Origin of the sequence: Falsibacillus albus (genome assembly GCF_003668575.1) — a bacterium.
Lineage (GTDB): Bacteria > Bacillota > Bacilli > Bacillales > DSM-25281 > Falsibacillus > Falsibacillus albus.
The window spans coordinates 128,888-143,574 of the sequence record NZ_RCVZ01000007.1 but is presented as its reverse complement, the minus strand read 5'-3'; the positions used below and the strand labels follow the sequence as shown (position 1 = coordinate 143,574).

The window sequence follows — 14,687 nt, the reverse complement described above, 5'->3', positions numbered from 1 at the left end:
TTAAACCGCCATCCATTTTGGAGGTGTGTTTTTATCCCAATAGATCATACCTAAATCATAATGGTCTTGAAATCCATCATGGTGGGTGTGGTAATGAAAGTTAAAATAATACCCATCTAATGGAGGGTGATCACGTCTGACGTGAAAGCGGATAACGTCCTGATTTGTTTTTTCGTTATAAATGTTGAAGATCTTTTCGCCATTGCCCCCGCTTGGCTTTTCCGTAATGGCCAAAGATGTCAAATCCTCTTCCGGATATTGATTGATCGTCATTTCTATTGCTTTTTGGATATTGGGAAGGACGATATCCTTAAATTCATTTTCAATAACAGGGCTGATTTTCGTTCCGAACTTTTCGTATGATTGTTCTTCTGCAGCCTTCATCAGATCACCGATAAGGGTTTCCTTTGAATCTTCAACCAGGAAAATGCCGGATTCAGATTCTTCTTTTTTGTCATTTATGCGATCGGTTGATGTCCTCTGCTCTGCTTTATCGATCGTTTGATTATCCGCCAGAAAGGCATGTGACGGAGTGACAATCCCGAAAGATAAAATTGAAACAAGGACAACAAAAGATTTTCGAATCCATTTTTTCATGATAAAAAACCCTTTCGTATGTATTGACCTGGAATTCTTTACATAGTTATTATACTAGCTTTCTACGTATAATTGGGCGAAAGGTTTCAAATTGTCAGAAAGAATTAAAAAAATAGGAAAAAAGTTTGTGACGGCAGTAAATAGGAAATAGTAATGGAAAAGGAAACGGGGTGTTCATGTATGACTGAAATTGCTGTGGTTATTGGAATTGTCATTATGTTGGCCTATTTTATTTTCTTGACGGTTGCAGATTGATATTCGTACAAAAAAGCCGAGGCGAATTGTCGTCTCGGCTTTCTTGCAGGCTATGCCCTACGTTTTTGTGATCACACCAAAGTGAAATTTAGAATTTTTCCTGCGGATTACGTCAAATCCATATTTTTCAAATCGGGAAGAGCGAAAAGAATCCTTTAGGACAACCCTCTGAATGGCGACCCTCTTTGCTTCAGCGATGGCTTTGGATGTAATATCCTCATAAACCGCCCAATCTTTTAATCCCTTGATCCCCTCTGATTCATTTATCGAATCTTCAAACATGGGATCAAAATAAATGCAGTCAAACGATTCATCCGGAAGTGAGTTAAGATACTCAAGATGGTGCATGTGGACAACCTTGATCCTCATCATCGCTTCATTGATGCCGCAATGCCCCGAGTCCCATCCGGACAATCCCTCTTTGACCATGAAGGAAAGGTACCGATTGGCTTCAGTACCTACCACATTTCCAGATTCCCCAACAACATGGCTCGCTACGATGCTGTCTGATCCCAAACCTAGTGTACAATCCAGGAAAGTCATTCCTTCATTCAGATTCGATGCCGCAATGAGTGGATCATCTTCCCCTCTTTCCAGCCTTTTAATCCGAAAGCTGGCTGAATTAGGATGAAAAAAGAATGCATTACCTGTACCAGATTTTTCAGTCCAACCGAAAAGTTCTATTCGTTCTTTCCCGATCACCATGCATGCATCTTTAAAATGAGCCTGCATGGCCTTTACCGTCCGTTTGTTTCTTTCTTTATATGGTACTCCTAATTGATGAGCGTATGATTTGGCAGTCTCTTTCATCATTTCATTCGTTCTTGCTGACGTCGTGATAAACATGCGATTACTTCTCCTTCAATAATAAGGGCTTTTTTTGTTAAGCTCTTTCCTTAAAGCTTGCTGCTATTCATTTAAAGGTTGTGTAAGGTTGATTTCCGCTGCAGGATGCTCGCTTTCCGAGGTGCCTCACACGAAGTGAGGTCGTTCGATGTTGGCACAGGACAAGGAAAGCTGCGAGAGCGACACATCGCACGAAGAAAAATGCTTGGCATTTTTCGAGGACGTGCCGAACTTAATCGAACATCCGCCTAATATCTCCTCGCTCCGCTGCGGGGTCTGTCTAGCTCCAGGGCAAAGCCAAGCAGCTTTTCCAACTGACCCGCTGATCCCTCCGGAGTCTCGCACCTTCCGCACCAATCAATAACATATGATGAGTTATTTTAAAGAAAAACAGTTAAAAACAACAATCTTTGAGAAAGAATGCTTTTGAAAACAGTCTTAGAAAAAATCAAACTACAAAGGATCCATCATAAAAATCAGGATGCCATTATTTGGCATCCCGGATTATTAACAATGCTTATGGTAGGCTGTCGTCAAGTTGTGGATGATGTCTTCCATCGCATGGTCTTCAATTTCTTCACGAGGGATGAAATGAACCACTTCTTTGCCCTTTAATAAGGCCATTGAAGGAGATGAAGGCTCATATCCTTTGAAATAGCTCCGCATCTTTTCTGTTGCCTCTTTATCCTGTCCGGCAAAAACAGTCACCAGGTTGTCTGGTGCTTTTTCTGATACCACAATGGATTGAGTGGCAGATGGCCTTGCCAGCCCAGCTGCACAGCCGCAAACCGAATTTACCACCACCAAAGTGGTTCCAACTGCCTTTTCCATGAATTCTTCGACTTCTTCTGCACTCAATAACTCCTTAAAGCCAGCGCGTGTCAGCTCAGCTCTCATCGGTTTAACCATTTGTTTCATATATTCTTCGTATGCCATTGACATGTGGTTATTCCTCCTTTTTATTTACTTCACGGGCTTCGGTCATTTGTTTCCAGACTGAACCTTTGGCTTCTTCACCGCCTGCAATCCGTTCAATCGCCATCATTACCTGAAGCTTCACTTCAAATTCAGGATCGTTCTCAGCATTTTTCAATGCAGGAAGGGCTTTTTCATTTCCAGTTTCGTATAAGAACATAGCTGCTCTCCAACGGACAATCTTACTCGGATCTTTCAGGGCCTCCATCATGGGCTCCATTGCCTCAGCAAAACCTAAATCGGATAAACAATCTCCTGCAGTGCGACGCACCATCACTGTTTTATCCTTCAGCCCATCATAAAGATATGGGAGGACCTGCTTATTCTCGATCATGCCCAAGTAAACGACCGCAAGCCGCCTGATTGCTGGTTTTTCATCGTGCAGCGCCATTTTCAGTACAGGAAGGTCCTCCAATGTCGGGTCATCCATTTGATCCAAAAGTTGATATCTCTTCTTCCAATCAGGATCATTAAGCATTTCAATTGTAAGCTTAATTTTGCTTTTAGCTGCCTTTCTGTTTTGAAGTTCAGGCTGTTTGGAGTCTTTAATCAAATTTTCCACTCGATCTGAAGGGTAAGCTGCTAAAATTTCTTCTGTGAGCTCTTGGCCGATTTGATCCAGTTCTCCATATCTTATTCCGTAATCCTTCCATTTTCTCAGAAGGACGACGTTGTCTCCTTCATTTTGCGCTTCATCCACAGCATTCGCATAAAAATCAGGCAATCCATATCGTTTTTCTTGCTGCCCATCATTTAACTTGATCTGCATCGGTATCCCTTTGAAAAATAAAACAGAAGCGTTTACTTCGCCGAAATGCTCATCCGGCTTTCCATTGCTTGCTCCTGTAGTTGTTTCCTCTCCAAACGCTTTGCGTACTGCAGGTAAAATGTCCTGCCAATCAAATTTTGGATTTCTTTCAACCGCAAGGAAATCTGCCACATGGTAGACTCCTTTTACTCCATCAACGGTTAGAATATCCTTTAGTAATGGCGGAGCACCTTCTGCAGCATCTTTTTTATAATTATTGCTTTTTCCAGCAGGGAGTTCTTGATCTAATATGATTTTCATCGTATTGGGACTTGGTGTAGGTTCAATGGATTTAATGTTCATTTCAACACGTTCCTTTCCAAACACTTTCGACTACATTGTACCATATCCACTAAGGAAAATTTAAATAGAAGACATCAGTCTGCCAATTCGGATAAGTAAGACCATCTCTCGATCAAATTCTCTAATTCTTCGTTCAATTTATCGATTTCTTCCATCAGGATCCTTGCCCGATCAAAATCGCTTCCGATATTTTGCAGTTCATTTTGGGAATTTTCCAATTTCTCCTCAATATTTGCAATATTGGATTCGATTTGTTCCCATTCTTTCTTCTCCATATATGTCATTTTCTTTTTCTTTGTTTGCGTTTCATCCTTTGCCAGTTCTTTTTTGCCTTTATTTTCCTTGTACTTTTCCTGGTCCTTTAGTTCCTGAGAAACCTTTTCCAGATACTCACTATATGTACCGTAGAAGGATTCTATTTGCCCATTTCCATTAAATACAAGGAGCTGATTCGCCGTCTTATCAAGAAAGTAGCGGTCATGCGAAACGGTAATGACCACTCCAGCAAATTCAAGGATGTAATCCTCCAGTACCGTCAAAGTCTGCGTATCCAAATCATTGGTCGGTTCATCCAGCAACAGAACATTCGGTCTTTCCATTAAAAGCTTCAATAAATACAGCCTTCTTTTTTCCCCTCCTGAGAGCTTTCTGATCAATGTGCCATGGGTGTGCATCGGGAATAAAAACCGCTCCAACATTTGTGCAGCTGAAATTTTCTCACCATCCGTCGTTTCAATCACATCACCTGATTCCCGCAGATACTCAATCATCCTCATATCTTCATTGATTTCATCGTGATTTTGCTGAAAGTAGGCAACTTTCACCGTCTGCCCCAAGGAAATCTCACCACTGTCAAGAGGAATGTTACCGGTTATGATATTTAGAAGGGTTGATTTCCCGCTGCCATTCTTCCCGACGATTCCAAATCTGTCGCCCGGCTTCACCAGCCAATTAAAATCAACAAGTATCTCTTTTTGATCAAAGGTCTTATTGGCGGATTTGAACTCAAGCACTTGTTTCCCGAGCCTGCTTCCCTTCATGGCGATATCGACCTGTTCCTTATTCGGCAAATGGCCGATCTGTGAATCAAGCTGTTCGAATCTTTGGATCCTCGCCTTCTGCTTTGTCGTCCTTGCCTTTGCCCCTCTTCTCATCCAGGCTAGTTCATTGCGGAATAGGTTCCTCCTCTTTTCTTCAGCTGCCTCCATTTGTTCTTCACGGACAGCCTTGGCTTCGACAAAATCCTGATAATTCCCTTTGTATTCATATAAGGATCCGCCGTCAAGCTCGAATATTCGATTGGTCACAGAATCAAGAAAATAACGATCATGGGTGACAAGCAATAGCGCTCCGCTGTATTTTGATAAATATTCTTCAAGCCATTTTACAGATTGGTAGTCCAAGTGATTCGTCGGCTCATCCAAAATCAGCAAATCAGGAGATTCAATCAATACCTGTGCCAACGCAACACGTTTTTTTTGACCGCCTGAAAGCTCCCCCATTTTTTTGTTGAATTCAATAATGCCTAATTTGGTTAGGATTGTTTTGGCAGCCGAGCTTGCTTCCCAAGCTTGATGAGCATCCATTTGCTTCTGTAAAGCAAATAATGATTCCTGCAAACCGGTATCGCCTGGGTTTTGTTCAAGTCTCAATAATGCCTCCTCATATGATTTCAATAGCTTGATCACGACCGCTTCGCTCTGGAATACCTGTTCTAAAACCGTCATATCGCTATGTACTTCAGGATCCTGTGATAAGTAGCCGATCGAGTAGTCTTTTGGCTGCATCGTTTCACCTGAATCGGGCAGATCGATTCCCGCGATCAATTTCAATAGACTGGATTTCCCTGTGCCATTGACCCCAATGAGCCCTATCCTGTTTTTTTCTGAAATTGTAAAAGAGATATCATTAAACAATTCCTTTTCCCCATAAGATTTGGATAAATGCTCTACAGATAACATCTTCATTCGCTACCATTCCATTCTGTGTAAAATTGCTTCAGGAAATCCTCCATCACATGATGTCTTTTTTGGGCAAGTTCCTTAGCTGTCTTTGTATGCATTTTGTCTTTTAATAGCAATAACTTTTCATAAAAATGATGAATCGAAGAGGATTTTCCATTACGGTATTCCTCTACTGTCATATCCTTTCGGACTGGAAGGGATGGATCATACAGCGGTGCTCCTTTCTTCCCTCCATACGCAAAGGTCCGGGCAATGCCTATCGCACCAAGTGCATCTAGCCGATCTGCATCCCTGACAATCTGCGCTTCTATATGGTTTAATTCCGCTTCATTTCCTCCTTTGAATGAAATGGTATTGATGATTGAAAGGATGCTTTCCATCTGTTGTCGATTTAATCTGCACGATTCAAGCCAATCCAAGAGGATCTTATAACCGTCTTCAGGGTTTTCATATAGTTTGTCATCGGCAATATCATGGAGCAAAGCTGCCATTTCAATAATAAACAAATCTCCTTTTCTTTCTTTCTCTGCTATGTATAATGCCATTTTCCGCACTCGGTCGACATGGTGCCAATCATGGCCGGATGTGTCATGTCCCAATTTCAAACGCACAAATTCTTCGGTTCTTTCAATAATATTCATCTGCAGCTCCTCCATCTGTGCTTATTATTCTAACATGAAATTACTTGAATCTTTAACAACCTGCTCTTTCTGATTGGCCGTATTTATATAATCTTTTGCAACAAATACAACAATTTAGAGTAAGGCTCGTTTCGGAAGATTTGTTCCTATATTTCCAATGCAGGATGCTCGTTTTCCGACGGACGATGAGCCCCCTCCTTTGCCCGTTGATTCCTTCAGAGTCTCGCGTCTTCCGCTTCAATCAAAACCAAATGGTATATAAAAATTATAAAAATTGTCAGTAACATCTTTCTTTGAACGGCCATTAGAAAAATAATATTCTTTTACTCAATTGAAAAAGCTGACAAAAGTGTCAGCTTCATTCATTGTGCATACCAGCTAATCCCGATGGTATTTTCGCCTGCATGCAGGCCGATAACAGCCCCCAGCGGATGAAAGGTGCATTTAACCCCCGGGATGACAATGTTTAAATATTCCTGCCATTTTTTCGCCTCTGCATCATTTAATCCGTACAATACATAGACTTCGCTTATATTGGATTCGATCATACTTGCCTTCAAATATTGGATGATTCTTTCGAGCGCCTTTTGATTACTTCGGACCTTGTCCTTTACGCTCAGTATGCCATCTTCAATGGAGAGTATTGGTTTAATCTTCAACAAGCTCCCAAGATAGAATTGCAGCCCATTCATTCTTCCGCTTCTATGGAGCTGTTCCAGACTGCCGACAAGGACATAGGTTTCATTTGCTTTAATTAATTTCTCGACCTTTTGCAGCATTTCTTCCAACGAAAAACCTTCTTCGAGCCACTTTATCCCTCTTTTTATCAAGAAAGATAGGGGATAGGAAAGGATTCTGGAATCCACCACTGTAATGGGCAGGTCGATCATTTTCGAAGCTTGCAGGGCGGATGAGTATGTCCCGCTGAAATGAGAGGATACATGGATGGATACAACATGATCATACTTCCCGCTAAGGTCTCGATATACTTCAAGAAATGCTCCCAAGGAAGGCTGTGAAGATTTTGGGGGCCCTTTTAATGTCTTCAATCTTTCAAATAGCTCTTCTGAGCAAAGGTCCACTCCATCCAAGAATTCTTCTTCATCCAATAAGATCGTCATTGGCATAACATATAGATTAGGGAGTAATCGGAGTTCTTCATCTATACATGCAGTACTATCGGTCACCCAGGCCACCTTCATGTGAAATCCCCCTTTATCATTTACGGCAATCCAATCAGAACACATTATTGAAATGGCCTGGTTTAAATGAAATCATTTATCTCATTGCGGACAATGTTTTAACTGTATGATTGACCATTTCGAGTATATCATCGATCATTTCCTCTGTGATGATACGATGAAAATCCAACCTTGCCTTTCGAACAGCGGGCTTTGAAGAATGGACAATCATTATTTCTTCCATTTCCCGATTGGATCCCCACATCTCTTTGATCATCGTGCAATGGCTTTCCGTAAAAGATTCCACACTGCCCATAAATTCGATAAATGCGTAAACACCTGCCTGTGAAGGAGGCTTGTCATTTAAAAGCTCTGCCGCCATTTGTTCCAGTTTCGCTTCAATTCGAAACAAGACTGAAATCCCATTATTGACATCCAATGTATATTGAAGTTCATATTGCCGAGAAAGCGAAGCTAGATCAATGATGTCTTTTCGATTCGTCACCTTGATTTTTCCGCTTAAATCTAAATCATAAACTGCCCCTTCAAGCACAACCTTCATGTTTTCATATGCAGTCGGATCAAACATACATATCCCCTTCACATCTATTTTTCTTTGAAGCTCTTTCTAGTACGCTCTTTTCTTAAGGTTTGTTGCCATTCATCAAAGGTTTTGTAAGGTTGGTTTCCGCTTCAGGATGCTCGCTTTCCGAGGGGACCCACACAAAGTGAGGTCGTGCGATGTTGGCACATGACGTGCCGAACTTAATCGAACATCTGCCTTATCTCTCTCCGCTTCGCTGCGGGGTCTCACCTGGCCCCGCTGGTCCCTCCGGAGTCACGCACCTTCCTCTTCAATTAATTTCTTATGATGAGTTATCTTAAAGAAAAACCGTTAAAACAACAATCTTTGAAAAAATAGCCTTCCAGTAAGGAGCATTGTTCATTAAGCTGCTATCTGATGCGGCCAGTGGGTCCGCAAGTTCCTTTCTGCACGGATTATTAAAATAGACCGGCGGCTTTTCCTGTGTTATCTACATCCATTTCAAGTGCAGCAGGCTTTTTCGGCAATCCTGGCATTGTCATTACATCACCTGTCAACGCCACAATGAATCCCGCCCCCAGTTTCGGCTGCAGCTCCCTTACCTGAATCTTGAAATTTGATGGACGCCCCAATAATCCTGGGTTATCTGACAACGAATATTGCGTTTTTGCCATGCAAATAGGCAGGCCACTCCACCCATTCTTTTCAATTTCGTGCATTTGCCTTAAGGCTTTTGAAGAAAATTCAATTCCGCTTCCACCATAAACGTTCTTTACAATCGAATTTACCTTTTCTTCAATGGTATCCGTTAGTTCATACAGATAATTGAAATTATTTTCATTTTTTTCAATTTGAGAAAGCACCGCTTGTGCAAGCTGAATGCCGCCTTTTCCACCATGCTCCCACACCTCGGTAAGCGCAACTTCCATTCCTTGTTTTTCACACCACTCCGCCAGGAACTTCAGCTCCAAATCCGTATCCAATGCAAAACGATTGATTGCAACTACGAAAGGTAAACCAAACTTTTCGATGGTCTCAGTATGCTTTTTCAAATTCTCCAGTCCTTTTTCCAATGCCTGAAGATCTTCTAAGTGGAGGTTGGCCTTCGGTGCACCACCATGCATTTTCAGCGCCCTAATCGTCGCTACGACAACAACCGCACTAGGCTGAATGCCGGAAGCACGTGTTTTGATATTCAAGAACTTTTCAGCTCCAAGATCAGCGCCAAATCCTGATTCCGTCACAACAAAGTCTGCTAATTTCGCCGCTGTTTTGGTTGCAGCTATACTATTGCATCCATGGGCAATATTGGCGAATGGTCCACCGTGAATCAAAGCCGGTGAATGTTCGATTGTCTGGACCAAGTTCGGTTTTAAGGCATCCTTCAAAAGCAGTGCAAGAGCGCCTTCGACTCCCAAGTCTTCAACCTTTACTGGCTCTTTATCATAAGTATAGGCAACGACCATCTTTGCAAGCCGCGATTTCAAGTCTTCCAAATCATTGGAGAGGCAAAGCACCGCCATGATTTCCGAAGCGACAGTAATATCAAAGCCGTCCTCTCTCGGAACTCCTTGAACCGGTCCTCCCAAACCAATGACAACCTTTCGCAGTGCACGGTCATTCAAATCAAGTGCCCTCTTCCATACGATTCTCCTTGCATCTATATTCAACGAATTCCCTTGGTGAATGTGATTATCGATCAAGGCTGAAAGGGCATTGTTCGCAGATGTAATGGCATGGATATCACCAGTGAAATGGAGGTTGATATCTTCCATTGGCAGCACCTGTGAATAACCGCCACCTGTGGCACCACCTTTGATTCCCATTGTCGGTCCAAGTGAAGGCTCCCTCATGGCAATCATTGTTCTTTTTCCCAACTGATTCAGCGCATCACCCAAACCAACAGTTACAGTAGATTTTCCTTCCCCTGCAGGAGTCGGATTGATGGATGTCACCAATATGACTTTGCCATCCTGTTTCACTGCTAGTTTATCGATAGCTTCGTAGCTTAGTTTTGCTTTGTATTTGCCATATTGCTCAATGTCATCTAAAGTAAGTCCAACAGATTCAGCAATAGCAGATATCGGTTTTAGAACTGCTTCCTGCGCAATTTGAATGTCTGATTTCATAAGCGGTTTTGTTTCCATAAACTAGTCCTCCAATATGTATACTTCATTTTTTTATTGGCTTTTTTAATAACGCTCTTTGCGTAAAGTTTGTTGCTGTTGAACAAAGGTTGTTGATTTCCGCTTCAGGATGCTCGCTTTCCGAGGGGCCTCACACAAAGTGAGGTCGTTCGATGTTGCCACACGACGTGCCGGACTTAATCGAACATCCGCCTTACCCCTCCACGCTTCGCTGCGGGGTCTAACCCGGCCCCTCTTCCCTCCGGAGTCCCGCATCTTCCGCTCCAATCAACTTCATATGATGAATTCCGTTAAGAAAAAAACTGTTAAAAACAATATTCTTCGAGAAAACAGCCAGTTAATTTTGTTGTGAAAAGTACACTTCTTCGAACGGCTGGACCACGACAAATCCATTACCTTCAAATTTCATTTGAATGGATTCACCGCTGCCCCTCCCTAAAAAGGTTTTAAATGAAATATCCGTTACGAAATCAGGCTGTAAATTGCCTGACCACGCCACTGTTGCATTCGGATCTGTATAGACGGGATTACCGGGTTCCACAATCAAAGTCAGAGGTTCATAATGGGAAGTGATAGCTACCAATCCCGTTCCTTCAAGCTTCACGTTGAACAATCCGCCTGATAGCATCCCGGCGATGCGTTTCATCAGCTTGATGTCCCAACGGATATTGCTTTCAAAAACCAGCAAATCATTTCCATTCACAACAAGACTTTCACCGTTTAATTGAATGATGGAAACTTTTTTTCCTTGATCGGCCAAGTATAGCTTACCGTTTCCAGCAGCTTTCATTAAGGAAGTCCCTTCGCCTGTGAGGGCTTTTTTGAACATTTTCCCAATGCCATGTTCGAAGATTCCTTCCCTTACAAACTTAACATTTCCTCTATAAGAGACCATTGAGCCAGATTTTGCCCAAACCTCACCATTTAAATTGACCTCCAGGAATCTCGGGGTCTCCAGTTCAAATAGCCCTTGACCTTTATCCTGCTGTTGTGTCTTTTGAATGAATTCATCGATTGAATATCGATCCTCCAATTTGCTCACCCTTTCAAATTTTGCTTTTGAAGCATAAATAGGGTCATAAATGTCAGAGCCTGTTTCAATTCAGACGATAATTGCCGGGCAAAATGAGTATCGACACCTCTTTTATACACATGATGCTCAGCAATTTTTTTCCATCCGTTTTCCTGTGCCAGTTGTTCAAATTCCCAGGGCATCATTGTGTTGCAGATAACCTTTTCCCCTCTCAATCTGCCGAAACTGTTCTTTCTTGGGTGAGCAGTTGGGCCCAATATCCCAAATAATGCATAGCTTTCCGGCTTGGTGATCCTATGTATTTCCTTTAATACAGATAGGGGGTCCTTCGTCCATTCCAAGGAGTTAATGGCCATGATTCCGTCCAATTGTGCTTCCTTGAATGGAGGGTTTGTTAAATCACCTTGAATGAAGCTCAGCCGCTCGTTTTCGCTTTGATTTTGATTGGCCAATTCAATCATCCGGGGGGATAAATCCATTCCGGTAACCCTATAGCCATTTTGAGATAAAAGATATGACCCGTATCCGTCTCCACATCCTAAATCCCCGATATGTCCTTCTTCAGGCACAAATTCCTTAAAGAACGGAATAATATCCTTCCTGCTGCCAGCGTTCCACATTTCCACACTGTTTGAGTTCCAAAGATCAGCTTTGTCATTCCATGCAGCTTCAGCCATTTTTCGCCATTCGTCCATCATTATATCCACTCCAATATCACAAGTTCACTTACATTATATATTATTGATTATGTTAGATTCTCCTGCCTATGTTAAGAATAATCTGTTTTGGACATACTGAAAAATAAAAGTTGAGGTATATATATGGAAACGATTGAAAAAGTGCAGCGGAACCATTTGGGCAATATCATCAGTTTTGAAACGAGCAGCGGGAGGATCATTTCCTATCAAAAGGCCATTCAGGAAATAGAAAATGGACTGATTACAGATGTATCGATCCAAGTGAATGCTGATGGAAGCGAGCGCATTGATAGTGTGGCTGGGGATGATCCGGATTTCAACGAATTCCCTCCGATCTTTTAAACTTACAATGATTCCTTTCAGCTAAATTAACACATTCATTATGAGAAAAAACCATAAAAAAAGCTGACCTGATAAAGAATTCACGCAGCCCTCAAAGTTCAATCAGGGTACATTCTTTATACTTGGTCAGCTTCTTCATTGCATATCTTCTTCACTTTTTTCTTGAATGAGCTTCAACGCTTCGATACGTTCAGGATTTTCTTCGAAAAACATCACCAAATCTCCGATTCGATCAATCGAATCCCAGCTCAAATGATGTTCGATTCCTTCTACATCTTCATAAATGTGCTCTTCCTTAACACCTATCATCTTTAAGAATTGTTCTAAAAGCTCATGGCGGTATACAAGTCTTTTACCGATTTTCTTTCCCTTTTGTGTCAAGATCAAACCTCTATATTTCTCATATACCAAATAGTCATCTTTATCGAGTTTCTGGACCATTTTGGTTACTGAGGAAGGATGAACGGATAATGCATCGGCAATATCCGATACTCTGGCGTAACCTTTATTTTCGATCAACATATATATTTGTTCAATATAATCCTCCATACTGGGTGTTGGCATCCAATACCCTCCAATACGCAACTTTTTTTCCTTAATCAATAAAAGTTTACTATAAGGCTAGGAAATAAACAAGCAAAGAAAGTCTAAGGCAAATATGACACAATTCTTTAAAAATACGCTTTTATTGAAAAATTTCTTTATTTTCGGGAGGGGTTCTTGACTATGAATTATCGGTAGTGTATATTTAAATCATCATTTAACATACGGATTTTTGTACTACATATAGGGTACTTGGTCGTATTTTGAATGATAATATTTCCAAAAGCACGGGTGTGCTTGTTTATTTTAGGAGGATTCAGAAACATGCAAAACGGTAAAGTAAAATGGTTTAACAACGAAAAAGGTTTTGGATTCATCGAAGTTGAAGGCGGAGACGATGTATTCGTACATTTCACTGCAATTCAAGGCGAAGGTTTCAAATCATTAGAAGAAGGTCAAGAAGTTTCTTTTGAAATCGTTGAAGGAAACCGTGGACCTCAAGCTGCTAACGTAGTTAAATTATAATAGATGATTATTTCAAGGCTGACAATTGTCAGCCTTTTTATTTTGTCTTTATCAACGGCTGTTTTCGAAAAGTATGTTGTTAAAATCCTACTGCCGATTTTAAGTGTAAATAGATGTTTTGACGCGTTGAAATATTGGCCCCCGGCTCTTTTCTTGAGCCTTATCAATCAGGAGAGCCTATCCCCGTATTTTTTCAACTGCTGCCCCACCGTGCATTGCTTAATGCAAAATTTGTGGGCAAATGATTTTCCATATTCTTTACGGTGATGTGCTTTAAGAAAGCATTCATTACAATATTTCGATAAAATCTCTTCCACTTCTGTAAAGATTTCCTGTCTTTTCACTTAATGACAATCCTTTCACTATTCATCACTTTGATTGATCTGCGCATGGCTGTAAACACTTATATTCTCTATCGCCTGACTTGCAAGCTTATCTGCTTCTTTATTTTCGTTTCGATGAATCGGCTCTGCTATGAACTTTATTCCAAGTTCTTTGATTTTTTCTTCGATCCGATCCAGCCATTTGTTTAATTGATCGTCAAAACATGGCCATTCTCCTGATAATTGGTTCAAAACCACATGGGAATCTCCTCTGAATGTACATGGAATTTTCGCTACATCTAGTTCCTGAAGGACGGAAAGAGAAGTATACAACGCCGCATATTCAGCTTCATTGTTTGATTCCAGCTGTTCCAGCCGTTCATTCATTCTTATTCTCCAAGAATCATTTCCCTTTTCATAGTATATAACGACACCGACCCCCGCTATTCTTTCATCTTTATTGTAACCTCCATCAAAGTATACTACTACGTTATGTGCTTCTTCCTCAACTTTTGACTGGAGTTTGCTGAATTCTTTTTGATTCCATTTGTTTCCCATCTCATCTTCAATGGTAATGTCTTTCACTCTTCCAGTTCGATTGATATCCTTCAATAATACTTCGATTTTTTCGAATGGAATAAATTCCGATTCAAGTTCAATTGTGACAGGCCCTTTGTAAAGCCAGATTATTTTTGCATTCACCCTAATGTTCCCCTTTCTGATTATGTGGAGTTGTATTGCACCCGATTCACCGCTATAATGATTGGGGTATTTATTTATAAGGCTCTATTCGTCAAGCTTGTTACTATCCTTTCAAGAGTGTGCAATGTTGATTTCCACGGAAGGATGCTCGCTTACCGAGTGGTGGGCTCGCTCGCACCTTTCGCTCGAATGCTTGTGCAAGGTCGCATGGCATTTTACGAGTAGTGCCGGACTTAGTCAGACTGGTATTTATATTTTCT

16 protein-coding genes are annotated in these 14,687 nt (G+C 41.3%); 2 read left to right on the top strand and 14 right to left on the bottom strand.

Going from position 1 to position 14,687, the window contains the following annotated elements; genetic code table 11:
* From D9X91_RS11825 to D9X91_RS11770, 11 genes are all read right to left on the bottom strand, one after another.
* Positions 1 to 597: a YpjP family protein gene (locus D9X91_RS11825; protein ID WP_121680832.1), complete on the bottom strand. Its 597-nt coding sequence runs from the start codon at positions 595 to 597 to the stop codon at positions 1 to 3.
* A 312-nt stretch (positions 598 to 909) separates the two neighbouring features.
* Entirely contained in the window at positions 910 to 1,698 is a 789-nt protein-coding gene (locus D9X91_RS11820) for a class I SAM-dependent methyltransferase (protein WP_121680831.1), read from the bottom strand.
* Positions 1,699 to 2,205: 507 nt separating this feature from the next.
* On the bottom strand, positions 2,206 to 2,640 hold the full coding sequence (locus tag D9X91_RS11810) for a BrxA/BrxB family bacilliredoxin (protein WP_121680829.1): 435 nt from the start codon (positions 2,638 to 2,640) through the stop codon (positions 2,206 to 2,208).
* Between the two features lie 4 nt (positions 2,641 to 2,644).
* Positions 2,645 to 3,784, bottom strand: coding sequence for a conserved virulence factor C family protein (locus tag D9X91_RS11805; protein WP_121680828.1), 1,140 nt, complete (start codon positions 3,782 to 3,784; stop codon positions 2,645 to 2,647).
* Positions 3,785 to 3,858: 74 nt separating this feature from the next.
* The gene (locus D9X91_RS11800; protein ID WP_121680827.1) at positions 3,859 to 5,751 is read right to left on the bottom strand and encodes an ABC-F family ATP-binding cassette domain-containing protein; all 1,893 of its coding nucleotides are present in this window, start codon (positions 5,749 to 5,751) and stop codon (positions 3,859 to 3,861) included.
* Positions 5,748 to 6,389, bottom strand: coding sequence for an HD domain-containing protein (locus tag D9X91_RS11795; protein ID WP_233569776.1), 642 nt, complete (start codon positions 6,387 to 6,389; stop codon positions 5,748 to 5,750). The genes D9X91_RS11800 and D9X91_RS11795 overlap by 4 nt, the downstream gene beginning before the upstream one ends.
* Positions 6,390 to 6,751: 362 nt before the next feature.
* Positions 6,752 to 7,591, bottom strand: coding sequence for a DegV family protein (locus tag D9X91_RS11790; protein ID WP_121680826.1), 840 nt, complete (start codon positions 7,589 to 7,591; stop codon positions 6,752 to 6,754).
* A 76-nt stretch (positions 7,592 to 7,667) separates the two neighbouring features.
* Positions 7,668 to 8,159, bottom strand: coding sequence for a hypothetical protein (locus D9X91_RS11785; protein ID WP_121680825.1), 492 nt, complete (start codon positions 8,157 to 8,159; stop codon positions 7,668 to 7,670).
* Between the two features lie 413 nt (positions 8,160 to 8,572).
* Positions 8,573 to 10,261, bottom strand: coding sequence for a formate--tetrahydrofolate ligase (locus tag D9X91_RS11780; protein WP_121680824.1), 1,689 nt, complete (start codon positions 10,259 to 10,261; stop codon positions 8,573 to 8,575).
* 337 nt (positions 10,262 to 10,598) lie between these two features.
* Positions 10,599 to 11,294, bottom strand: coding sequence for an AIM24 family protein (locus tag D9X91_RS11775; protein WP_121680823.1), 696 nt, complete (start codon positions 11,292 to 11,294; stop codon positions 10,599 to 10,601).
* A 5-nt stretch (positions 11,295 to 11,299) separates the two neighbouring features.
* Positions 11,300 to 11,992: a class I SAM-dependent methyltransferase gene (locus D9X91_RS11770; protein WP_325050517.1), complete on the bottom strand. Its 693-nt coding sequence runs from the start codon at positions 11,990 to 11,992 to the stop codon at positions 11,300 to 11,302.
* A gap of 123 nt (positions 11,993 to 12,115) precedes the next feature.
* Between D9X91_RS11770 and D9X91_RS11765 the strand changes: the two genes are divergently transcribed.
* Complete coding sequence (locus tag D9X91_RS11765; RefSeq protein ID WP_121680822.1) at positions 12,116 to 12,334, top strand: DUF3892 domain-containing protein; 219 nt, start codon at positions 12,116 to 12,118, stop codon at positions 12,332 to 12,334.
* A 135-nt stretch (positions 12,335 to 12,469) separates the two neighbouring features.
* Here D9X91_RS11765 and mntR read toward each other — a convergent pair whose 3' ends face one another.
* Entirely contained in the window at positions 12,470 to 12,898 is a 429-nt protein-coding gene (mntR, locus tag D9X91_RS11760; RefSeq protein WP_121680821.1) for a transcriptional regulator MntR, read from the bottom strand.
* A 303-nt stretch (positions 12,899 to 13,201) separates the two neighbouring features.
* On the opposite strand from mntR, the gene cspD reads away from it, so the two are divergent.
* Positions 13,202 to 13,402: a cold-shock protein CspD gene (gene cspD / locus D9X91_RS11755; protein WP_009332654.1), complete on the top strand. Its 201-nt coding sequence runs from the start codon at positions 13,202 to 13,204 to the stop codon at positions 13,400 to 13,402.
* Between the two features lie 167 nt (positions 13,403 to 13,569).
* Here the strand turns inward: cspD and D9X91_RS11750 are convergent, their stop codons facing one another.
* Positions 13,570 to 13,746, bottom strand: a complete 177-nt coding sequence (locus D9X91_RS11750; protein WP_121680820.1) for a zinc-finger domain-containing protein — start codon at positions 13,744 to 13,746, stop codon at positions 13,570 to 13,572.
* A gap of 18 nt (positions 13,747 to 13,764) precedes the next feature.
* Positions 13,765 to 14,427 (bottom strand): reverse transcriptase-like protein, encoded by a 663-nt coding sequence (locus tag D9X91_RS11745; RefSeq protein WP_121680819.1) that lies wholly within the window; start codon positions 14,425 to 14,427, stop codon positions 13,765 to 13,767.
* Positions 14,428 to 14,687: the final 260 nt, after the last annotated feature.